We start from the raw sequence: 21,299 nt of genomic DNA, 5'->3' as shown, positions 1-21,299 counted from the left end.
CCTACAAAGTCTATTTTCCGGCTGCCCTGAGCGATGCGTATACCGAAACAAGCGTGGCCCCAACGACGCCAACGGCAATTGCCGCCAGGCTGACGATCCGCCTCGTCATATCCGAAAGTTGACCCACATCGGCCCAAATACCGCTGCGGACCTGACAAAGTGCAAAACCGGCAAAAGCGATGATCGCGGCTTCAACGATCAGCAAAATAGCAAGCACAAGCGTCGATTTTCGCATCAGTTGCTTCCGTGTTCGAAACCGCCGTCGAACCGCGATGGGGTGGCCAGGGCAGTATGGTCAGACTTCGCCAATCACCGACAAAAGGTAGGCCTTCGGCAAGTCCAGAAGATCGGACGCGGCATCGCGCTGCAATGCCTTGCGCAGATAGACGCCATCGATCAGCGCGCCCAGCGTTTCCGCCACATGATCCGCACGACCGGCTTCAACCTTCCTCAAATCGCTCAGCAGGTTTGACTTCAGCCTGCGATGATAGACCCGCAGCAATCTCGCGGCCGCTTCGTCCTGCTGCGCCAGGGCGTAGAAATTGAGCCATGCCGCTATGGTTGCGGCATCGAAATGCTCGGGGCCGAGACTCGCCTGCAGAACTGCAAATAGCCGATCTCGCGGATTTTTGACGCCTGCAAGTGCATCACTGACAGCCGCTGTATAGCGACGCAGGATTTCGCGCATCGTCGACAGAAATATCTGATCTTTCGAACCAAAATAATGATGCGCAAGGGCGGAGGACATGCCCGCCTCTCGCGCGATGTCAGCGACGGTCACGTCAAGCGTGCCACTGCGCGCAATCGTACTGATTGCGGCGTTGATCAATTCGGTCTTTCTGGTAGTCTTTCCGGCACGCTTACGCATCCGCGCACCTCGCGGTCGGTTTTGCGTAGAGATAACCCGGCTTGATTGACTGGTCAATCAATAATTTTCGAGGAGCCGAAATGACCCGTATCGCCGCCCTGCTGCTTGGCGCAGCCTTTGCCCTTCCCGCCACCGCGCAAGAGGCTGAATCCTGCAAGGAAATCACCTTTTCCGATGTCGGCTGGACCGATATAACCGCGACCACCGCCGTCGCGCGCACCGTCCTTGACGCGCTCGGATATGAGACAGAGGCAGAGCTTCTGGCCCTGCCCGTCACCTTCAGCGGGCTGTCGACCAATGATGTCGACGTTTTCCTTGGGCTGTGGATGCCCACCATGGAGGCTGACATTGCCCCATATCGTGAAGCCGGAACGGTTGATATTCTGCGCACGAACCTGACGGGTGCGAAATATACCCTGGCGACCAACAAAGCGGGTGCGGAACTTGGTATTTCCGACTTTGCAAGCATCGCGGAGCACGCGGATGAGCTGGACGGGAAGATCTATGGGATCGAGCCGGGAAATGACGGCAACCGCCTGCTGATCGAGATGGTGGCCGAAGACAAATTCGGCCTTGGAACATTCGATATCGTCGAATCATCGGAACAGGGAATGCTGGCGCAGGTCGCCCGGGAAACCAATTCGGGCAATCCGATTGTCTTTCTGGGCTGGGAACCCCACCCGATGAATGCCGAATATGAGATGACTTATCTTGAAGGCGGTGATGACATTTTCGGGCCCAATCTGGGCGGGGCCGAAGTGCAGACCACCACGCGCGCCGGCTTTGTGGAAGAATGCCCCAATGTCGGAAAGTTCCTGCAAAATCTGGAATTCACGCTTGAGATGGAGAATGAGATCATGGGTGCAATCCTGAATGACGGGGCGCAGCCGGAAGACGCGGCAAAAGCATGGCTTCAGGAAAACCCGGACGCTGCGACCATCTGGCTTGACGGTATGACCGCACAGGACGGGCGCGACGCAGTCGAGGTTCTGACAGCAGCGCTTGAAGGCTGAGGAGGCATTGGCTCAGCTGACCTCACGCATCGCCGACTGGTTCATGGGCGAGAAAATCCCGGTCGGGCAAACTGCCGACCGGGTTTTCGACTGGCTGACGGCACATGCCTCTGGCCTGTTCGATGCGATTTCCGTCGCGATGCAGGCAATGATCGACGCAATCCTTTGGGTTCTGATCACGCCGCCGCCTCTGGCAGTTGTCGCGGTGTTCGTGGTGATCGCGCATCTGCTTCAGCGCCACTGGCTGACGACGTTTGGGGTCATGCTGGGTTTTCTGTACATCCTGAATCAGGGCTACTGGGAAGAAACGATGGAGTCGCTGACTCTGGTGCTGGCATCCTGCGTCGTCTGCATGGGGGTCGGTGTTCCCATTGGGATCGCACTTGCGCACAGACCGCGCCTTTACGCATGGACGCGCCCCCTTCTGGATCTGATGCAGACCTTGCCCAGCTTCGTCTACCTGATCCCGGCCATCGTGTTTTTCGGCATCGGCATGGTTCCCGGATTGATCGCGACGGTGATATTTGTCCTGCCCGCCCCCATCCGGCTGACGCAGCTTGGGATATCATCGACCCCCGACGCGCTGAGAGAGGCCGCGACAGCCTTCGGCGCGACACCTCGGCAGTTGTTGTGGAAGGTGGAACTGCCAAGCGCACTGCCCCAGATCATGGCCGGGCTGAATCAGACAATCATGCTGTCGCTGTCGATGGTCGTCATTGCGGCACTGGTCGGCGCATCCGGACTGGGCGTTCCCGTGGTGAGGGCGCTGAACACCGTGAACACAGGCCTGGGCTTCGAATCCGGCATGGTCATCGTGGTTGTCGCGGTGATGCTGGACCGAACCCTGCGGGTCAGGAGAAAGCCGTGAACGCGATTGAATTCGACAGGTGCTCGATCATTTTCGGCAAGCGGCCAGAGGCGGCGCTGAACCATGCCGATGCAGGCAAGGACCGCTCAGATATTCAAGAACTGACCGGCAACACATTGGGTGTTCACAACGCCACGCTGAATGTTACGGAAGGCGAGATTGTCGTTCTGATGGGCCTGTCAGGCTCGGGCAAGTCCACGCTGTTGCGGGCGGTCAACGGCCTCAACCCGGTCCTTCGCGGTGATGTCCGTGTGCGGATGGGCAGCGATATGATTTCCGTACCGAATGCCAGCAAGGATCAGCTTCGTGCTTTGCGGCTGAACCATGTCTCCATGGTGTTTCAGCAATTCGGTCTTTTACCCTGGCGAAGTGTGGCTGAAAACATCGGGCTTGGGCTTGAACTGGCGGGCCTGGCACCCGCAGCCAGGATCACCCGCGTGGCAGAGCAGATTAAAACGGTCGGGCTGGATCAATGGGCCGATCGTCCGGTTGGCGAGTTGTCAGGGGGAATGCAGCAACGCGTCGGCCTTGCCCGCGCCTTCGCCACCGACGCGCCGATCCTGCTGATGGATGAACCGTTCAGCGCGCTCGACCCCCTTATCCGCACGCGGCTTCAGGATGAACTTCTGTTGCTGCAGGAAACGTCGCGCAGGACGATCCTGTTCGTCAGTCACGACCTTGATGAGGCGTTCAAGCTGGGCAGTCGCATCGCTCTGATGGAAGGCGGGCGCATCGTTCAGATCGGCACCGCAAGACAGATCCTGGCGCGTCCCGCGAACGACTATGTCGCGGAATTCGTGGCGCATATGAATCCGTTGGAGGTGCTGACCGCCTCCGATCTGGCCGCACCGGGATCAGCCGAGGGCGCGCCGTTACCTGCCGATCTGCCCCTGCGGAAAGTGCTGGGCGCGTTGCGGAACGATGACGCACGGCCCGTCACTGGCGGCGGCATCATCACGCGCGATCATGTGCTGCGTCGCTTGTCGGCATAGGACTGTTGCCGATGGGCAACGCGAGTGATTTCGCGCTGCCCACATCTTGAAATGGCCAACCACCGCGCTAGCATCCCCTCCAATTGACAAACCTTTGGCCGCGAGAGGGAGGGCACGAATGATAACTGTCAAAACTGCCTATACCGACGCCGCCAATTGGCGAGGTCGCCTACGCCGCCTGACCCGCGGATAAGCCATCCTTTGGCGCAGTTCAGCGCCACCTTCCCAATCTGATTTTGCTTCGGCCCGGATCGCCCTGTTTCCGCGCCGACAGAGGTTTGCAATGAGTATCAATATCCGGCCGGGGCGCATCGTCCCGCAAGACCACATTGAATGGCTTATCAGCCGGTACGGATACCGGCGCATCTTGCTCGCAACGCTGTCTTTTCCTGTGCGGCGGGCGCGCATGGGGCTTGTGCGCCGCAAACCGCCCAAGCTGGCGAAGCCGCCTGAAAGTGCTTATCTGCGCCGCGATATCGGGTTGCCGCCGAAGCCATCATCGCGACATTATCTGGACTTCCTCTGAGGGCGCGGGGCGTATCCGCGCCTCTCTCCAGGTGATGTAGCTGAGCGATGCGATCATCATCGTGCCGCCCAGAAGGACCATTGGGTCAAGCGGTTCTTGAAAAACCGCCAGACCCAGAATTGATGCCCAGACCAGTTGCAGGAAGGTAACCGGTTGCGTGACGTTCAGCGGCGCGACCGCAAAGGCGCGGGTCATGGCGTAATGCGCCGCAGTCGCAACCACGGCGCATAACGAAAGACCCAGGACCTGCTCGCCGCTTGGCGGGACCCAGACCGCGAATGCCAGTGGCGCAAGCCCGGCCGCAACGCTCAACGTCATGATGGCGACGACGATTTCCGGCCGCACGGATTGCGCGAGCCTGCGGGCGACAAGATAGGACAGACCCATAGAAACAGAAGCAAGAACCTGCGCCAGATGCCCGTTGTCGAGACCGCGCATTCCCGGCCTCAGCACGATCATCGCACCGAACAGAGCGATAAGAATTGCCACACCACGACGCCAGGAAATAGCCTCTCGCAGGATCAGCACTCCGCCGATCGTCGCGACAATCGGGTTCAGGAAGTTTATCGCCGTCACCTCGGCAATCGGGATGCGTGTCATGGCATAGAACCACAGGATGACACCACAGACATGCAGCGCCGCGCGCAGAACGAAAAGCCCCGTCAGCCCTTTTGCAAAACCTTGTCGCGGAACGCGTAGCAGCACCGGCGCGACAAGGATGATACCGAAGGCAAAGCGGATGAAAGCGGATTGAGCGGCTGGCAGCCCCTGTCCAAACATTTTGACAAGCGCATTGAAGAGGACGAACAGAATGCCCGTCAGGACCATCCATCCTATGCCCGCCAGATCGCTGCGCTGTCTGGCATCCATGCCCTAGCCCCAGATGAGTGATACCGCGATAGACCACATCACCAGGGCGATGACCAGATCAAGCACTTGCCATGCCTTTGGCCTTGCAAAAACAGGTGCCAGCAGCCGTGCACCGTATCCGAGCGCGAAAAAGAAAAGGAAAGAGCCGGTCACCGCGCCTGCAGCGAATGCGCGCTTATCTGCGAAGTCAGCCGAAACCGCCCCCAGAAGCACGACCGTATCCAGATAGACGTGCGGGTTGGCCCATGTCAGCGCCGCAACGGTCGCCATGGCGGCCCAAAACGGCTGCGCCTGCCCCGCTGCCCGCAATGCGTCGCCGCCTTTGAGCGCGGACCGAAACGCCCGCATCCCATACCAAAGCAGGAAAACCGCGCCGCCCCAACGCATGACTTCTGTGAACCAGGGCGCAACCTGGCTTAGAAGGCCTGCGCCAAAAACGCCGAGGGTCACCAGAATGGCGTCTGAAACGGCGCAGAACAGACAGATGGCGAAGACATGGCTTCGCAGCAGCCCCTGTCGCAGGACAAAGGCGTTCTGCGCACCTATTGCAAGGATCAGTGAAAGTCCGGTGCCCAGACCGGTAAGATAAGCGTGCATATCGGCTCCTGTCATTGCCGCAGGTATTGCCTTGCTGATACTCATTAGTAAAATTAAATCATATAATACGGTATTAGTACTTCTAATGTTCGACTATCGCGCCCTCGCTGCCTTGTCAGAGGTTGTTCGCCGTGGCTCCTTCGAGGCTGCGGCCCATGCGCTTGGCGTCACACAATCTGCTATCTCACAACGCATCAAGGCGTTGGAGGGGCGCGTCGGACAGATCCTGCTGGATCGCGGACCGCCAGCTGCGCCGACCGATACGGGCCTGCGGCTGGTTGCCCATTTCGATCAGGTCCGCTTGCTGGAGGCCGGGTTGGATGGACCATTGGGAGACGACGCCGGGACGCCCACAATCCGCATCGCTGTGACGGCGGACAATCTGGCGACATGGGCCATTCACGCCCTGCCAGAGGCACCGGGATTGGTCGATCTGGTTATCGACGATCAGGACCACGCGGAAAGCTGGCTGCGGGCAGGTCTGGTCAGCGCGGCAATAACGGCTGAACCCGGCCCGGTGGCGGGATGCGACAGCTTTGCGCTTGGGAAAATGCGATATGTGGCGACGGCCTCGGCAGCCTTCGTCGCGGCATATTTCGGTGGCGGCGTGAATGCCGCCTCGCTGCGACGGGCGCCAGCGATCACCTTCAATGCCAAGGATGGCTTGCAGACCCAATGGATCACAATACAGACCGGTGAGCGGATTGCCCCGCCGACGCATCTGATCCCCACGACGCAGGGATTCCATCAGGCAGCCATTCTGGGCATGGGCTGGGGGATGAACCCCGAAATACTTATCTCAGAGGATCTGAAAACCGGTCGTCTCGTCCCGCTGACAGAGAGCGCCACGCTTGACGTTCCGCTTTTCTGGCAGGTGACGCGGATCTTCGCACCACAGCTCGCCGGTCTGACCCGCGCAATCCGAAGGGCCGCGCGGGATGTTCTTATTCAGCCCTGATCAAAGCTGGGCCGCGACCTCATCGGTCAGATCAAAGTTGCCGGTGACGTTCTGCACGTCGTCGTCATCCTCCAGTGTCTCGATCAGGCGCATCAGCTTTTGTGCGGTGTCCAGATCCGAAATCTCTGTCGGGGCCTGCGGCTTCCAGATCAGCTTGGCGGTTTCCGATTCACCTAGCGATTCCTCCAAAGCGGTAGAGACATCGTTCAGGTCGCCATCGGCGCAATAGATCCAGTGGCCGTCATCATCGGATTGGACATCATCGGCACCCGCTTCGATTGCCGCCATCATCACGCTGTCGGCATCGCCCGCGTCGGCGGAATATTTGATCTCGCCCACGCGGTCGAACATGAAGCTGACCGATCCGGTCTGACCCAGATCACCGCCGGATTTGGTGAAATAGCTGCGCACGTTCGACGCCGTGCGGTTGCGGTTATCGGTCATCGCTTCCACGATGACTGCAATGCCGTTCGGGCCATAGCCCTCATAGCGGATCTCGTCATAGTTCTCGGCATCGCCGCCTATGGCCTTCTTGATCGCGCGTTCGATCACATCCTTTGGGACAGAGTTCGATTTAGCTTCCTTGACCGCAAGCCGCAGCCTCGGGTTCTTGTCGGGGTCGGGGTCGCCCATTTTCGCCGCGACGGTGATTTCCTTTGCAAGCTTGGAAAAAAGTTTAGAGCGGATCGCGTCCTGGCGACCTTTGCGATGCTGGATGTTCGCCCATTTGGAATGGCCTGCCATGATCGGTGGTCCTTCGATATTCGGCATTTGCGGGTTTCCGGCGCTTTTAATCCAGCCTGCACACCGACTGCAAGGGATCAGCGGCGATTGCGGTTTCTGGCCGTCCGGCTATCCTGATCGCGTGTTTTTCCGGGGGCAGTTCCTTTGACGATTCCTCAGATTATTCTTTTTTCGATTTTTGCCGTTGTCATGGTGGTTATGTTCACGGGTCGCTGGCGCCACGATCTGGTGGCTTTTGCCGGCCTGATGGTGGGTGTGGTGACAGGTGTCGTTCCATCTGACAACGCTTTCAGCGGCTTCGGGCATCCGGCGACCATGGTCGTGGCGCTTATCCTGATCGCGACGGCGGGGCTGATGCGCTCTGGCGCTGTGGCGGTGCTGACAAGGCTGCTGATAAAGGATGATCGGCCGATCAGCCTGCATATCGCGGTCATGAGTGGCATTGGCGGATTTCTGTCCGGCTTCATGAACAATATCGCCGCGCTCGCGATACTGATGCCGATCGACATGCAGGTCGCGCGGCGCATGGGCCGCGTGGCCGGATTGACGCTGATGCCGCTGGCTTTTGCGACGATCCTTGGCGGTATGCTGACACTGATCGGCACGCCGCCGAACCTGATCGTGTCCGGCTTTCGGCAGGATGTCTTTGGCGAGCCGTTCCGCATGTTCGACTTCATGCCGGTGGGCGGCGTCGTTGCCATCGCCGGGATCGTCTTCATCGCGCTGATCGGCTGGCGTCTGATACCGCAGCGCCATACGGGCGAAACAGGAGCCAACCCATCGCAACGTATGCGCCGCTATCAGGTTGAACTGGTCGTGACGGAAAACAGCCCGTTGGTGGAAGGAACGCTGGCAGAGCTGCAGGAGGCCGGGCGATCCTCTGGCATTCGCGTTATCCGGCTGAGCCATCATCATCACACAGTGGAGGGCGAGCCCGAAGAGATCATCCTTTCGGCGGATGATGTGATCACGCTGCGCAGTTCGGCCGAGGCACTGGACGAATTCCGCGCCGGTCAGCGGCTCAGCTATCCCGACGGCCGGGCAGAAGCCCGCGCCCGGCCACGACAGGACCAGAGCGAGAGCCTGATCGAATGTCTCGTGCCGGTCGGTGCGGATATTGTCGGCAGAACGGTTCAAAGCGCGGGGCTTATCAATCGTCACGATACGGTGCTGATGGGGCTGCGTCGGCGCGGACGGATCATCTCTGGCAAGCTCAGCCGCGAACGGATCGAGGCAGGCGACCTCATGCTTCTGCTGGTGCCCGAGGGTCATCTGGACGGGATTGTCGCCGCAATGGGCCTGCTGCCGCTGGAAGGTGCAGGTCATACCGTGATGCGGGAATGGCAGATGGCCCTGACGATCGGCCTTTTCGTGGCCGCGGTGCTTTTTACCAGCCTCGGGGTGGTGACAATGCCAATCGCGCTTGGCTGCGTTGTCGTAGCCTATGTGCTGTTCGGCGTTCTGTCGATCACCGAGGTTTACGACCATATCGACTGGTCCGTCATCGTGCTGTTGGGGTCGATGATCCCGCTTGGTCAAGCGCTCGATTCGACCGGCGGCACGACACTGATTGCAGGCGCCCTTGCGCAGCTGACATCAGGTTATCCTGCATGGGTCGCGCTGACATTGCTGATGGTGACGACGATGTTCATGTCAGACATCCTGAACAACAATGCGACCACAATCATCGCGGCTCCGGTGGGAATTCGCCTTGCCGAACAGCTTGGCGTGAATGCCGATGCGTTTCTGATGGGGGTTGCCGTATCGGCGGCATGCGCGTTCCTGACGCCGATCGGGCATCAGAACAACACGCTGATCATGGGACCGGGCGATTATCGCTTCGGCGATTACTGGCGAATGGGCCTGCCGCTGGAAATGATTGTGATGCTGGTATCCGTCCCGATGCTGCTGACCGTCTGGCCGCTTTAGGAAAAGCTGCAATCATCAACAGTGCCAAAATCCAAACGAGGTGTGCGTCAGATCTGCCGATGCGTCCCTTCAGTCGATATCAATCGTCATTGTGGTCGGAGTCATAAAGGACCTGAGCCGTCAGTTCCGCGACTCTGGTGTCTTGAGCATCTTGCTGCGCCCGTCGGGCATCGTGACCAGCACGTCGGCATAGGGCTCAAACAATCCGGCGATCAGATGTCCCTGCGATTTCATCGTCACGTCGTAGCGCACCGGAATGGGGCAATCCGCGAACACCCCGGAGGTTGAACCGACGATATTGTCGGCATGGCACTGCATCCCGTTCGAAAAGAAAACCGTCAGGCGAGCGCCAATGAGGTTCACATCATCAGGAACCGCCCGCTCATTTGGAATGGCGCAAGCTGACACGGCCGCGGTTGCAATACCCGCGATTACGACCTGCTTAATAGACATGGTATACTCCCTACAATGGCCAGAAGATCGGGATTACCAGAGATGCCGTCATCGCCATCAGCAAATTCAGCGGCAGACCAACACGAATGAAATCACTGAAACGATAGCCGCCCGGCCCGTAGACGAGGGTGTTCGTCTGATAGCCGATCGGCGTGGCAAAGCTGGCTGAGGCACCCATCATCACCGCGATGATAAGCGGTCTGGCATCCACGCCCAGCGAATGGGCCAGCGTGATCGCAACAGGCGTCACGATTACCGCAACAGCGTTGTTGGTCACCGTTTCGGTCAACGTCGTCGCGAGCAGATAGACGGCCAGGACCAGTGCCCAATGCGGCAAATCGGCCAGCGTCGGCGAGATCCAATTAACCACCAGTTCGACCGCGCCCGACTGGTCAAGCCCTGCGCCAACCGCAAGCATGGCGAAAATCAGCGCCAGCAGGCGACCATCCACAAAGCTCAATGCCTCATCCGCGTCAATACAGCGCGTGCCAAGCACAATGGCGACACCAAGAAAGGCCAGAAGCTGGATCGGTGCGACCTCAAAGGCCGACAGGATCACGACGCCGGCCAGCACGGCCACGACAATCGGGGCATGACGGCGGCGATAGGCGCGATCAGACGGAACCGTCACCTCAACCATCTCCATATCAGCCGAAAGACGCTGGATATCGGCGGGCGCCCCCTCCAGCAGCAATGTATCGCCGACCCTGACCACCAGATCGTCAAGCTGGCGCCCGATATTCTGGTTCCGGCGATGCGCTGCCAGCACATAAACCCCATAGCGACGACGCAGGCGCATGGAGCCCAGCGAACGCCCGATCATATGGCATCCGGGCGTAATCAGCACCTCAACGGTGTTCGTCTGGACAGAGCTCAGCTTATCGACCATTCGCAGGTCCTTGTTGCCCTGCAGGCCGAGGACTTCTGACATGGGCGTGCGCAGCACGACGCGGTCGCCCGCCTCCAGCGTGACGGCGGCCAGATCGCGGCGCAGCGATGCATCGCCTCTCAATACGTCGATGACACGTGCATTCTCGCGGGTGAAAATGTCGATCTCGTCCAGCTTCTTACCGACAAGCGTGCTGTCTTCGGGGATGGCAACCTCGGTGAAAAACTTCATCCTGGAACGCGAGGAAGACATGAGCGCGGACATTGAATCCCGCTCTGGCAGCAATCGCGGCGCGATGAACAGCAAGTAGAAAAGCCCGACCGTCGCCATGACAAGGCCAACTGGCGCGATCTCAAAAATTCCGAAAGCTTCTTCTCCGGCCTGACGCGCAACACCATCGACCAGCAGGTTCGTCGAGGTCCCGATCATCGTGACGGTCCCGCCAAGGATCGACAGATACGACAAGGGCATCAACAGCTTGGACGGGGCCTGATCGAGTTCCCGTGCAAGCTGCATGAAAATAGGCATCATGACCACGACAAGGGGCGTGTTGTTCACAAATGCGGACATCGCCAGAACGGTCGCGGACAGGCCTGCAAGCGTTGCAAAGGGGCGCTGCTTGGCATGGCGCGCCGCGTGCTGACCGATCCAGTCAAGCGCACCTGTTCTGACCAGCCCACCGACAATGATGAACATGAATGCAATGGTCCACGGTGCCGGGTTGGCCAGCACTGACGGCACATCGGCCATCGGCAGCACACCAAGCACAAGCAGAACCGCCGCGCCAAGAATCGCCGTCACTTCGGGTGGAAACTGCTCGCGCACAAACAGCGTCAGCATCCCCGCGATGATCAGTATCGTAACAATCGCAGAAGTGGTTTCCGTTAGTTCAATGCCGAACATTGAAGCCTCAAGCACGCCGCCGGTTCAACCGGCCAATCGGCGCATCTTTGGACGATACGCGGGCGCTGTGCAAGCCACGCTGAACTATTGCTGTCTCGGCGGCAGCGATTGCGACAAGCGCCCGCCCTCTCGAACCGGCCAGACGGCAGTTGCAAGACCGCTGCGATCATCTGTTTCCACCAAAACCCCTGACAAGGTGACATCGCCCACGGCCGGACTGAACCGCTCCTTCGACATGCCGGTCACGAAACGGCGCATCGGCTCTGCCTTATCCATGCCGATGATGCTGTCATAGTCGCCACACATACCCGCATCTGTCATATAACCGGTACCACGGGGCAAAATCTGTGTATCGCCGGTCGGCACATGCGTATGCGTGCCAACGACAAGGCTGACACGGCCATCGCAAAAATGCCCCGCCGCCATCTTTTCCGACGTCGCTTCTGCATGGAAGTCGATCACAGCCGCCTGCACCCCGGCCATCGCGCTCATCGGGTGGGCGCGTAAGGCGCTGTCCAATGCCGAAAACGGATCGTCGAAGGCACGGCGCATGAATACGTTACCCAGGACCTGTGCCACCATGACCTTACGTCCGCGACTTGCCTCGAAAACCCCGACCCCGCGACCCGGCGCATCCTTGGCGAAGTTCAATGGTCGCAGAACGCGCGGCTCTTTCTGAACAAAGCCCAGCATATCCTTCTGATCAAAAGCATGATCGCCAAGCGTCACCACGTCAGCACCCGAATCCAGAAGAAGCTGTGCATGTCCGCCCGTCAGCCCCATCCCGCCAGAGGCATTTTCGCCGTTCACCACGCAAAAGTCGCAACGCAGCCGGCTCCGCAGTTCGGCCAGCCTCTCAGCTATGGCGGCGCGGCCCGCACGGCCCATCACGTCGCCCAGAAACAGTATGCGCATATCAGATCCCGTCAGATTGCAGCCGTTGTATCGAATGCGGCGCCGGAAAGTCCACTGCAGCGCCCATATGGAAAACCATGATAATTTTAGATTTATGATCAAAGAGTTATTAATACATGGCCGCTATAGCTGATCCCGGATCAAACACGAGGACGGCCATGACCGAATCACCCACTCTCAGCGACAGCGATCGCGTTAAGGCGCTCAGCCTCGCGCAGGCGATGATCGAATTCACATCTGACGGCACCATTGTCGAAGCGAATGACAACTTTCTGCAATTCATGGGCTACCGCCGGGAAGATGTCATCGGAAAGCACCACCGGATTTTCGTCCGCTCGGAATTCGCGAGCGGACTTGAATACGCAGATTTCTGGCGTCAGCTGGGCAGAGGCGCGGCCTTCACAGGTGAATTCGACCGGGTGACGCGCTCGGGCAAGACTGTCTGGATCAATGGCAGCTACGTCCCGCTGATCAACTCTGCCGGTGAGGTTGCGGGTGTCCTGAAAATGGCAACCGACGTGACAGAGAAGAAGGCGGCGGTAGATGATCTAATTGACGCGCTTGGAAAGCTTGCAGATGGCAAACTGACCCATCGCCTGACGCAGGAGTTTCCGCCCGAATTCCGTGCCGTACGTGACAGTTTCAATCGCACAATGGAAAATTTCGCGACGATGGTGGACGACATCCGCCAGCGTGCATCAATGATCCATGAAGAAGCCAGTCAGATTGCGAAAGGCGCGGATGATCTGGCACGACGTGGTGAAAGCCAGGCAGCATCACTGGAAGAAACAGCGGCAGCGGTCGAACAGATTTCGGGCAACACCTCCATGACCAGCTCGGCGGCGCAAGACGCGAACGGCGCAGCGCAAGAGGCTGAAAAGGTCGTCAAACATGGCAACGACGTCGTGGTAGATGCGGTCTCAGCCATCGAACGTATCGAAGAACATACCAAAAGCATGGGCGAATTCACCCGCGTGATTGAGAATTTTGCCTTCCAAACGAATTTGCTTTCGATCAATGCGGCGGTCGAAGCCGCGCGTGCAGGCGAAGTCGGTCGCGGTTTTGCCGTCGTCGCCCAAGAGGTACGCAACCTCGCCCAGCAATCGGGTAAAGCTTCGCAAAGCATTGCCGAGTTGATCGGCAAGAGCGAAGCCGAAGTTCAGTCTGGCGTCGAACTGGTTCGGCAGACAGGCTCGGCACTGAACGACATCCAGACAGCCGTGCGCGGCGTGGTCACCAATATCTCTGGCATCGCCCACGCAACCGCTGAACAATCGACCGGCGTGCAGGAGGTATCTTCGGCCCTTTCACATCTCGACAGCGTCAATCAGGCGAACCTGTCAATGTCCGAAAGCTATGCGACCGCGGCCTCCTCGCTTTCATCGCAGGTCAACGACCTGACGCATCTTCTGGACAAGTTCGAGACGGACTCTCGCCCGAGGGAATCTGGTGTGAATGTCTCTCAGCATGCAAGAGCATCGTGACATACAGGCAATGCAAGTAGTATTTTAAGAATCGACGACGACCAGTGGGGCCGAGATCCCGATCCGCAAGATAGAGCAGCAACCGGCATAGGCCCTGCGGCCACCACTCTCTGACACGAGGCTGAGACCAAGCCTTGTCGGTTGGCGTATCAGCGCATAAGAATCTTTCACTATCCGGCGGAAAGAAGATGGCGTTGGAAAATGGAGAGGTTATGGAAGACACCCCGAACCACACCCAACAGGCGATAAGTTTTAACTAATCTCTTCTCCGCCGACTTGCCCATTCCACCCAGCAAGAACCGCCTGACGGATTTGCCCTTACGTCATGGAAACTGGTTCCGTTCCGATCCGCCGATATAGCTGCGAGGATCATTCCTCCTGCCCACTGTCGTCGCGTAACCGAAGGTGCAGGTCTAAAATTTCGAATCAAAACATTTACTGCATCCACGGATGCTAAAGCACGCCCTCATCCAATTCGCAGAATCGATAATCGAAGGGCTTCATGCGGAATATCCAGACATACGGGAACGCGACAGTATCAGCAGTTTTTCTGCAGCAGGATAAAGACAAGCAGAAACATACCGATCAACCTCTTTAGTCATCAATTGAACAGGATGTCATCAAAGACAATGTAGGATCAGAGATATCGTCAGCACGCCAACCAAGGTGACGAACAAACAAGCCGCCCCGCCAGCTCGAACATCATACCTGAAAATGCATCGGCGAAACCTGCGCGATCCGGAGGTCCTTGGCGGTTACTTCGCCTGTACCATTGCCGGTTGCACCTCGTCCGATCGGGTCGCCGTATTCAATTGGGGACCGATCACGAGGGCAGGCCAGCAACACATCACCGCACCCAAGATTCATCAGAAAAAACCGCTTCCATATGAGTTTATGGCCTCAGCGCATCGCGCCAAGCCGACATTTTCTTTCGTCAGACATGATCTGAGCGGAAAGGAACATAAACCCTTCCTGCCTTCTGGCGACCTCTGACAAAAGGCGCTAGATATAGCTGCTGTAGCTGCCGGAGGGTCAGACTCGACCGGCCATGCCAAATTGAAGGAAGCCGACATGCCTGCCTATCGTTCCCGTACCTCGACTCATGGCCGCAATATGGCGGGCGCTCGTGGCCTGTGGCGTGCAACAGGGATGAAGGATGGCGATTTCGGCAAGCCGATTATCGCGATTGTAAACAGCTTCACCCAATTCGTGCCCGGTCACGTCCACCTGAAGGACCTTGGTCAGATGGTCGCGCGTGAAGTCGAAAAGGCGGGCGGTGTCGCCAAGGAGTTCAACACCATCGCCGTCGACGATGGCATCGCGATGGGCCATGACGGGATGCTCTATTCCCTGCCCTCGCGCGAAATCATCGCGGACAGCGTCGAATATATGGTCAACGCGCATTGCGCCGACGCGATGGTGTGTATCTCGAATTGCGACAAGATCACGCCGGGTATGCTGAACGCGGCGATGCGGCTGAACATTCCGGCGATTTTCGTGTCCGGCGGCCCGATGGAGGCTGGGAAGGTCGTGCTGAAAGACGGCAAGATGCAGGCGCTCGATCTGGTTGACGCCATGGTCGCCGCCGCCGATGACAATGTCAGTGACGAGGACGTGGCAGCGATCGAACGCTCTGCCTGCCCGACCTGCGGGTCTTGTTCGGGGATGTTCACCGCCAATTCGATGAACTGCCTGACCGAAGCGCTTGGCCTGTCGCTGCCCGGCAATGGTTCTACCTTGGCGACCCATGCCGACCGCCAGCGTCTGTTCGAGGAAGCCGGCCAACGAATTGTCGGGCTGGCGAAGCGCTACTACGAGCAGGAGGACACCAGCGTCCTGCCCCGAAATATCGCCAACAAGAAAGCGTTTGAGAACGCCATGTCGCTGGATATCGCGATGGGCGGGTCCACGAATACGGTGCTGCACATCCTCGCCGCCGCTTATGAAGGCGGGATAGAGTTCGACATGGACGATATCGACGCGCTTTCCCGCAAGGTGCCATGTCTGTCCAAGGTCGCGCCAGCCAAACAGGATGTGCATATGGAGGACGTCCACCGCGCAGGCGGCATCATGGCGATCCTTGGCCAGTTGGAGCGCGGCGGCCTGATCCATCGCGACAGCCCCACGGTTCACGCGGCAACCTTGGGCGAGGCAATCGACCAGTGGGATATCTCGCGGACCGAGGATCAGGCGGTTCACAAATTCTATTCCGCAGCCCCCGGCGGCGTGCCGACGCAAACCGCCTTTTCGCAGTCCCAACGGTGGGACACGCTGGATCTAGATCGTCAGGGCGGGGTGATCCGCTCGGTCAACTCTCCCTTCTCGGCAGATGGTGGTCTGGCGGTGCTGAAGGGCAATATCGCCCTGGACGGCTGTATCGTGAAAACGGCTGGCGTGGACGAATCCATCCTGAAATTTGCCGGTCCGGCGGTCGTCTATGAAAGCCAGGACGCGGCTGTCAGCGGCATCCTGACCGGCAAGGTCAAGGAAGGCGACGTCGTCGTCATCCGCTATGAAGGGCCGAAAGGCGGGCCGGGGATGCAGGAAATGCTGTATCCGACCAGTTATCTGAAATCCAAGGGTCTGGGCAAAGCCTGCGCTTTGGTCACGGATGGCCGCTTCTCCGGCGGCACGTCGGGCCTGTCCATCGGTCACGCCTCACCCGAGGCCGCGCAGGGCGGTATGATCGGCCTTGTGCGTGACGGCGACCGGATCGAAATCGACATTCCCAACCGCACCATCCATCTGGCGGTGGACGACGCAGAGCTTGAGGCGCGCCGTGTCGAGCAGAACAAGCTTGGCTGGCGTCCCGCCGAAAAGCGCAAGCGCAATGTGACGACCGCGCTGAAGGCCTACGCGACCTTTGCCGCCAGTGCGGACAAGGGTGCGGTCCGCGTGCTGCCAGAGTAGTCGTTACGCATTTTTTCCAAACCCGTAGGGTGGGGTTCAGCCCATCCTGCGGTTCGAACTGGTTCATGCGACACGTAGAACAAAACACCTCTGACGGCTGACAAAAGAATGTCATGATACTGCCGCATCCTGAGCAGGGATCAGGCTAAAACGGAGTTCGTCATGACAGGTGAAAGCGTTGAAAGAGGTCCCGCCCGTGGCACGCCTGCCGAGGTCCTTTTCGCCTTTCTCAAGCTTGGTCTGACATCATTTGGCGGCCCAATCGCGCATCTGGGCTATTTCCGGGACGAATTTGTAACCCGAAGGCGTTGGCTGCACGATGACAGCTATGCAGAACTGGTGGCGCTGTGTCAGTTCCTGCCCGGTCCGGCATCGTCGCAGGTTGGCTTCGCGCTTGGCCTGTCTCGCGCAGGATGGCTGGGCGCGATGGCCGCCTTCGTCGCATTTACCCTGCCATCGGCGATCATTCTGCTGGTTTTCGCGCTGACATCTGCGGCTGTTTCGGGTCCGATTGGAACAGGGGCGCTGAACGGGTTGAAGATCGTCGCCGTCGCCATTGTCGCGCAGGCTGTTCTGGGTATGGCGCGAAACCTGTGCCCGGACCGTCAGCGGGCAAGCATCGCTGTTGCAGCCGTCGCCATGATCGCGTTTCTGCCCGGGGCCACCGGAATGATCGGGGCCATCATTATCGGTGGGTTGGCGGGCTTGGTGTGGTGCAAAGCCAAGGCCGGGCCAGCGGCGGATCGGCTGTCCATCCCGGTCACCAGATCACAGGGAATACTCTCGCTTACCTGCTTCCTGGTTCTGCTGGTTTTCCTGCCGTTGCTCCACCAGCTTTCGCAAAGCTGGGCGGTCGCAGACAGCTTCTTTCGCGCCGGTGCGCTTGTCTTTGGTGGCGGGCATGTGGTCTTGCCACTGCTTGAGGCAGAGGTTGTCGCACCCGGCTGGGTCTCTGCCGATCAGTTCCTTGCCGGTTATGGTGCCGCGCAGGCAGTTCCGGGGCCGCTGTTCACATTTGCGGCCTATCTTGGCGCATTGCTGGAGCCGGGACCGAATGGCATGGCAGGCGCGACTCTGGCACTGCTGTCCTTGTTTTTGCCCGGTTTCCTGATCCTGATCGCGGTCTTGCCATTCTGGGGAACGCTGCGCCAACGGCAGGACATCAGCTCTGCCATTCAAGGTGCCAATGCAGCTGTCGTCGGTATCCTTGCAGCGGCGCTTTACGACCCTGTATTCACAAGCGCGGTTGGCGATATGCGTGATTTCGCCCTGGCCCTCGCCTGTTTCGTGTCGCTTGTGGCGTGGAAAGCACCGTCGTGGCTGGTCGTCATCCTTGCCGCAGCCGGAGGCGTCGGTCTGCAACTTGCTGCCTGAGCGGGCCTAGACCACCATATCATCGCGATGGACGAGCGCCGCGCGACCGGCAAAGCCAAGGATTTCGGCGATCTCCTCGCTGCGATGCCCGGCGATTGCACGCGCCTCGTCCGAGGTATAGCGGGTCAGCCCCCGCGCGAGCGTTTCGCCCGACGGGCCCAGAACGGAAACCGGCTCTCCCCGACCGAAGTCGCCCAGAACGCGGGTGACGCCGGCGGGCAGCAGCGATTTGCCGCCTTTCAGCGCGGTCGCGGCCCCTGCATCAATAATGAACTCACCCTTCGGCTTCATCGCCGCGATCCAGCGTTTGCGGGCAAGCTGAGGATCACCATCTGGCAAGAACCATGTGACGCGAGCGCCGCTGGCCACAGCGGAAATCGGGCGGATGACCGATCCTTCGGCTATCGCCATTGCGCACCCGCCACTGACCGCCGTTCGCGCCGCCATCAGCTTGGTTTTCATGCCGCCCTTAGAAAGGCCGGAAACGGGGTCTCCACCCATTGCCTCGATCTCAGGGGTGATGCGTTCGACCACGGGCAGATGCAGCGCCGCAGGGTCGGTTTTGGGGTTCGCGGTATAAAGACCATCGACATCGGACAGCAGCAACAACTGATCCGCACCTGCTGTGACGGCGATCTGCGCGGCCAGGCGGTCATTGTCGCCATAGCGCATTTCGTCGGTAGCAACCGTATCATTTTCGTTCACGATGGGCACGACGCCGTAGTTCAGCAAAGCCTGCATCGTCGCGCGGCTGTTCAGATAGCGGCGGCGATCGGTCGTGTCTTCAAGCGTAACCAGCACCTGCGCGGTCGAAACACCGTGGGGGGCGAGCGCTTCTTCATAAGCGCGGGCCAGCCTGATCTGACCCACCGCAGCAGATGCCTGCGCCTGCTCAAGCGACAACGCACCTGCAGGCAGGCCCAGCACGCGGCGGCCAAGGGCAATCGCCCCGGAAGAAACGAGGACAACATCGGCGCCCTGCGCGCGCCATTGCGCGACATCATCACAAAGGCCGCGCAGCCAGTCTGCGCGCAGACCGTCCGGCCCGACCAGCAGGGCCGATCCGACCTTGACCACCAGCCGCCGTGCTGCGGAAATGTCCGGGCTCAGGGCCGCCATGCGCCGGTGTCTTTCTGTTCAACCTCGCGCGAGGGGGCGATTTCCACCCAAAGCGCGCGCAGCACTTCTTGCACGCCTTTGCCAGTGGCCCCGGACATTGCCATGACCCCGGTGCCAAGCGCCGCTGACAAGGCCGCGCTTTTCTCGCTCAACTCTTCTTCATCGACAGAGTCGACCTTGTTCAGCACCGTCACCCTCGGCTTTTCCATCAGCACGCTGGAATAGGCCGCCAGCTCTTCCAATACGGTCTGCGCATCGGCAACCACATCGTCCGCAGTTGCATCGATCAGATGGAGCAGAACCGAGCAGCGTTCGATATGGCCTAGAAAGCGATCACCGATGCCCCTGCCTTCGGACGCGCCTTCGATAAGGCCCGGAATATCCGCAACAACGAATTCGCGGCCATCAATGCCAACAACCCCAAGGTTCGGGTGCAATGTCGTGAACGGGTAATCGGCGATCTTCGGTCGCGCGTTAGATGTCGCGGCGAGGAATGTCGATTTCCCGGCATTGGGCAGGCCGACCAGCCCCGCATCCGCGATCAGTTTCAGGCGCAGCCAGATCGTGCGCTCCACCCCCTCCTGCCCCGGATTGGCATTGCGTGGCGCACGGTTGGTCGAGGATTTGAAATGCAGGTTCCCGAAGCCGCCATTGCCGCCCTTGGCCAGAACAACCCGCTGCCCGACCTCGGTCAGGTCGGCAATGACCGTTTCCTGATCCTCTTCAAGGATTTCGGTCCCAACGGGCACCTTCAGCACGATATCGTCGCCGCCCGCACCGGTCCGCTGACGGCCCATGCCATGCTGCCCGCTTTTGGCGAAGAAATGCTGCTGGTAGCGGAAATCGATCAGCGTGTTCAGCCCTTCGACCGCTTCGGCGACCACATCACCACCGCGACCGCCATCACCGCCGTCGGGGCCACCATATTCAATGTATTTCTCGCGCCGGAAGCTGACAGCACCCGCGCCGCCGCCGCCCGAACGGATATAGACCTTGGCCAGATCGAGAAATTTCATCGCAACACTCCTTTGCGCAGGCGATACGCGCTGTCGGCCAAAGCTGCAAGGGAAGCGAAGTCGTGACTTGATTTTTAGCAAGTTCCGGTTCAACTGCACCTGCCGCATGAGGCGGCGAACGAGGGAAAAATGTCTCATAAATTCATCGCCGAAATGATCGGCACCTTCATTCTGGTTTTCTTCGGCTGCGGCGCTGCCGTGCTGATGGGAGAGCATATCGGCTTTCAGGGCATCGCTTTTGCCTTCGGCCTGTCGATCGTGGCGGCGGCCTATGGGTTCGGCGTCATCTCGGGCGCACAGCTGAACCCGGCGGTGTCACTGGGCTTCCTGCTGTCGGGCCGGCTGAGCGTTTCGGATTTCGTCGCCTATGTCATCGCGCAGCTGACCGGCGCGACGCTCGCGGCACTCGTAGTCATGCTGATCGCGCAGGGCCAGGCAGACTATACGGTTGCGGCAAACGGTCTGGGCCAGAACGGTTATGGCGCGGGTTATAACGGCGAATATACGCTGAGCGCGGCGCTGCTGTTCGAATTCGTGGCGACCTTCCTGTTTGTCACCGTGATCCTTGGTGCAACCCAATCCGACGCGCCGGTCGGCTTTGGCGGGCTGGCCATTGGCCTGACGCTGACTGCTATTCACCTTGTCGGCATCGACGTCACCGGCGTGTCGGTGAACCCGGCCCGCAGCTTCGGTCCCGCCCTGTTTGTCGGCGGTCAGGCCCTTGCCGATCTGTGGGTCTTCTTTGCAGCGCCGCTGGCTGGCGGAGCGCTTGCCGGGGCGCTGCACGGCGCAGGTATCACGCGTTCGCCGCATGTACGCCCGCAAGGCTGAGCGCAAGGCATTTAAAGGGGTCGCATTTCGCGGCCCCTTT

20 protein-coding genes are annotated in these 21,299 nt (G+C 59.6%); 10 read left to right on the top strand and 10 right to left on the bottom strand.

Translation table 11 applies throughout. From position 1 onward, the window contains the following. Positions 1-10: 10 nt before the first annotated feature. The gene (locus tag PAF20_RS04230; RefSeq protein ID WP_271072490.1) at positions 11-235 is read right to left on the bottom strand and encodes a hypothetical protein; all 225 of its coding nucleotides are present in this window, start codon (positions 233-235) and stop codon (positions 11-13) included. 60 nt (positions 236-295) lie between these two features. After that, the gene (gene betI / locus PAF20_RS04225; protein WP_271072489.1) at positions 296-868 is read right to left on the bottom strand and encodes a transcriptional regulator BetI; all 573 of its coding nucleotides are present in this window, start codon (positions 866-868) and stop codon (positions 296-298) included. An 80-nt stretch (positions 869-948) separates the two neighbouring features. Here betI and choX point away from each other — a divergent pair, with 80 nt between their 5' ends. From choX to PAF20_RS04205, 4 genes are all read left to right on the top strand, one after another. Beyond that, positions 949-1,881 carry a choline ABC transporter substrate-binding protein gene (gene choX, locus PAF20_RS04220; RefSeq protein WP_271072488.1) on the top strand — a complete coding sequence of 311 codons (933 nt, stop codon included), beginning with the start codon at positions 949-951 and terminating at the stop codon, positions 1,879-1,881. A 43-nt stretch (positions 1,882-1,924) separates the two neighbouring features. Next, the gene (gene choW, locus PAF20_RS04215; protein ID WP_271073254.1) at positions 1,925-2,749 is read left to right on the top strand and encodes a choline ABC transporter permease subunit; all 825 of its coding nucleotides are present in this window, start codon (positions 1,925-1,927) and stop codon (positions 2,747-2,749) included. Continuing rightward, on the top strand, positions 2,746-3,741 hold the full coding sequence (locus tag PAF20_RS04210) for an ATP-binding cassette domain-containing protein (RefSeq protein ID WP_271072487.1): 996 nt from the start codon (positions 2,746-2,748) through the stop codon (positions 3,739-3,741). The genes choW and PAF20_RS04210 overlap by 4 nt, the downstream gene beginning before the upstream one ends. Positions 3,742-4,024: 283 nt before the next feature. Further along, positions 4,025-4,267, top strand: coding sequence for a hypothetical protein (locus PAF20_RS04205; protein WP_271072486.1), 243 nt, complete (start codon positions 4,025-4,027; stop codon positions 4,265-4,267). Here PAF20_RS04205 and PAF20_RS04200 read toward each other — a convergent pair. Both PAF20_RS04200 and PAF20_RS04195 read right to left on the bottom strand, forming a co-directional pair. After that, a complete protein-coding gene (locus tag PAF20_RS04200) occupies positions 4,238-5,137 on the bottom strand; it encodes a DMT family transporter (RefSeq protein ID WP_271072485.1) in 900 nt (299 codons plus the stop codon). The two genes, PAF20_RS04205 and PAF20_RS04200, sit on opposite strands and share 30 nt — an antisense overlap. A 3-nt stretch (positions 5,138-5,140) precedes the next feature. Beyond that, positions 5,141-5,734 (bottom strand): LysE/ArgO family amino acid transporter, encoded by a 594-nt coding sequence (locus PAF20_RS04195; protein ID WP_271072484.1) that lies wholly within the window; start codon positions 5,732-5,734, stop codon positions 5,141-5,143. An 85-nt stretch (positions 5,735-5,819) separates the two neighbouring features. Between PAF20_RS04195 and PAF20_RS04190 the strand changes: the two genes are divergently transcribed. Continuing rightward, entirely contained in the window at positions 5,820-6,692 is an 873-nt protein-coding gene (locus tag PAF20_RS04190; RefSeq protein ID WP_271072483.1) for a LysR family transcriptional regulator ArgP, read from the top strand. Here PAF20_RS04190 and PAF20_RS04185 read toward each other — a convergent pair whose 3' ends face one another. Then, a complete protein-coding gene (locus PAF20_RS04185; protein ID WP_271073253.1) occupies positions 6,693-7,436 on the bottom strand; it encodes a YebC/PmpR family DNA-binding transcriptional regulator in 744 nt (247 codons plus the stop codon). A 189-nt stretch (positions 7,437-7,625) separates the two neighbouring features. Between PAF20_RS04185 and PAF20_RS04180 the strand changes: the two genes are divergently transcribed. Next, on the top strand, positions 7,626-9,365 hold the full coding sequence (locus PAF20_RS04180) for an SLC13 family permease (RefSeq protein WP_271072482.1): 1,740 nt from the start codon (positions 7,626-7,628) through the stop codon (positions 9,363-9,365). Between the two features lie 120 nt (positions 9,366-9,485). On the opposite strand, the gene PAF20_RS04175 is transcribed toward PAF20_RS04180, so the two are convergent. The 3 genes from PAF20_RS04175 to PAF20_RS04165 form a co-directional block, all read right to left on the bottom strand. Beyond that, positions 9,486-9,818, bottom strand: coding sequence for a hypothetical protein (locus PAF20_RS04175; protein WP_271072481.1), 333 nt, complete (start codon positions 9,816-9,818; stop codon positions 9,486-9,488). A 10-nt stretch (positions 9,819-9,828) separates the two neighbouring features. Further along, entirely contained in the window at positions 9,829-11,610 is a 1,782-nt protein-coding gene (locus tag PAF20_RS04170; protein WP_271072480.1) for an SLC13 family permease, read from the bottom strand. Between the two features lie 84 nt (positions 11,611-11,694). Beyond that, positions 11,695-12,525 (bottom strand): TIGR00282 family metallophosphoesterase, encoded by an 831-nt coding sequence (locus PAF20_RS04165; RefSeq protein WP_271072479.1) that lies wholly within the window; start codon positions 12,523-12,525, stop codon positions 11,695-11,697. Between the two features lie 158 nt (positions 12,526-12,683). Here PAF20_RS04165 and PAF20_RS04160 point away from each other — a divergent pair, with 158 nt between their 5' ends. From PAF20_RS04160 to chrA, 3 genes are all read left to right on the top strand, one after another. Further along, the gene (locus tag PAF20_RS04160) at positions 12,684-14,009 is read left to right on the top strand and encodes a methyl-accepting chemotaxis protein (protein ID WP_271072478.1); all 1,326 of its coding nucleotides are present in this window, start codon (positions 12,684-12,686) and stop codon (positions 14,007-14,009) included. 1,071 nt (positions 14,010-15,080) lie between these two features. Continuing rightward, positions 15,081-16,919 (top strand): dihydroxy-acid dehydratase, encoded by a 1,839-nt coding sequence (gene ilvD, locus PAF20_RS04155; protein ID WP_271072477.1) that lies wholly within the window; start codon positions 15,081-15,083, stop codon positions 16,917-16,919. A 162-nt stretch (positions 16,920-17,081) separates the two neighbouring features. Continuing rightward, positions 17,082-18,293, top strand: coding sequence for a chromate efflux transporter (gene chrA / locus PAF20_RS04150; RefSeq protein ID WP_271072476.1), 1,212 nt, complete (start codon positions 17,082-17,084; stop codon positions 18,291-18,293). A gap of 6 nt (positions 18,294-18,299) precedes the next feature. Here the strand turns inward: chrA and proB are convergent, their stop codons facing one another. Together proB and obgE are read right to left on the bottom strand one after the other, a co-directional pair. Continuing rightward, a complete protein-coding gene (gene proB / locus PAF20_RS04145; protein ID WP_271072475.1) occupies positions 18,300-19,412 on the bottom strand; it encodes a glutamate 5-kinase in 1,113 nt (370 codons plus the stop codon). After that, a complete protein-coding gene (gene obgE, locus PAF20_RS04140; protein WP_271072474.1) occupies positions 19,400-20,428 on the bottom strand; it encodes a GTPase ObgE in 1,029 nt (342 codons plus the stop codon). The genes proB and obgE overlap by 13 nt, the downstream gene beginning before the upstream one ends. 129 nt (positions 20,429-20,557) lie before the next feature. Here obgE and PAF20_RS04135 point away from each other — a divergent pair, with 129 nt between their 5' ends. Next, positions 20,558-21,259 (top strand): aquaporin, encoded by a 702-nt coding sequence (locus PAF20_RS04135; protein ID WP_271072473.1) that lies wholly within the window; start codon positions 20,558-20,560, stop codon positions 21,257-21,259. The last annotated feature ends 40 nt before the right edge of the window (positions 21,260-21,299 follow it).

Source organism: Paracoccus albus (assembly GCF_027913035.1).
Taxonomy (GTDB): Bacteria; Pseudomonadota; Alphaproteobacteria; order Rhodobacterales; family Rhodobacteraceae; genus Paracoccus; species Paracoccus albus.
The sequence above is the reverse complement of the archived record's forward strand: the minus strand, read 5'-3'. Positions and strand labels throughout refer to the sequence as shown.

Coding starts and splice junctions, on each gene's coding strand:
- PAF20_RS04230 (WP_271072490.1), bottom strand. CDS start 235: ATGCGAAAATCGACGCTTGTGCTTGCTATTTTGCTGATCGTTGAAGCC.
- betI (WP_271072489.1), bottom strand. CDS start 868: ATGCGTAAGCGTGCCGGAAAGACTACCAGAAAGACCGAATTGATCAAC.
- choX (WP_271072488.1), top strand. CDS start 949: ATGACCCGTATCGCCGCCCTGCTGCTTGGCGCAGCCTTTGCCCTTCCC.
- choW (WP_271073254.1), top strand. CDS start 1,925: ATGGGCGAGAAAATCCCGGTCGGGCAAACTGCCGACCGGGTTTTCGAC.
- PAF20_RS04205 (WP_271072486.1), top strand. CDS start 4,025: ATGAGTATCAATATCCGGCCGGGGCGCATCGTCCCGCAAGACCACATT.
- PAF20_RS04200 (WP_271072485.1), bottom strand. CDS start 5,137: ATGGATGCCAGACAGCGCAGCGATCTGGCGGGCATAGGATGGATGGTC.
- PAF20_RS04195 (WP_271072484.1), bottom strand. CDS start 5,734: ATGCACGCTTATCTTACCGGTCTGGGCACCGGACTTTCACTGATCCTT.
- PAF20_RS04190 (WP_271072483.1), top strand. CDS start 5,820: ATGTTCGACTATCGCGCCCTCGCTGCCTTGTCAGAGGTTGTTCGCCGT.
- PAF20_RS04185 (WP_271073253.1), bottom strand. CDS start 7,436: ATGGCAGGCCATTCCAAATGGGCGAACATCCAGCATCGCAAAGGTCGC.
- PAF20_RS04180 (WP_271072482.1), top strand. CDS start 7,626: ATGGTGGTTATGTTCACGGGTCGCTGGCGCCACGATCTGGTGGCTTTT.
- PAF20_RS04175 (WP_271072481.1), bottom strand. CDS start 9,818: ATGTCTATTAAGCAGGTCGTAATCGCGGGTATTGCAACCGCGGCCGTG.
- PAF20_RS04170 (WP_271072480.1), bottom strand. CDS start 11,610: ATGTTCGGCATTGAACTAACGGAAACCACTTCTGCGATTGTTACGATA.
- PAF20_RS04165 (WP_271072479.1), bottom strand. CDS start 12,525: ATGCGCATACTGTTTCTGGGCGACGTGATGGGCCGTGCGGGCCGCGCC.
- PAF20_RS04160 (WP_271072478.1), top strand. CDS start 12,684: ATGACCGAATCACCCACTCTCAGCGACAGCGATCGCGTTAAGGCGCTC.
- ilvD (WP_271072477.1), top strand. CDS start 15,081: ATGCCTGCCTATCGTTCCCGTACCTCGACTCATGGCCGCAATATGGCG.
- chrA (WP_271072476.1), top strand. CDS start 17,082: ATGACAGGTGAAAGCGTTGAAAGAGGTCCCGCCCGTGGCACGCCTGCC.
- proB (WP_271072475.1), bottom strand. CDS start 19,412: ATGGCGGCCCTGAGCCCGGACATTTCCGCAGCACGGCGGCTGGTGGTC.
- obgE (WP_271072474.1), bottom strand. CDS start 20,428: ATGAAATTTCTCGATCTGGCCAAGGTCTATATCCGTTCGGGCGGCGGC.
- PAF20_RS04135 (WP_271072473.1), top strand. CDS start 20,558: ATGTCTCATAAATTCATCGCCGAAATGATCGGCACCTTCATTCTGGTT.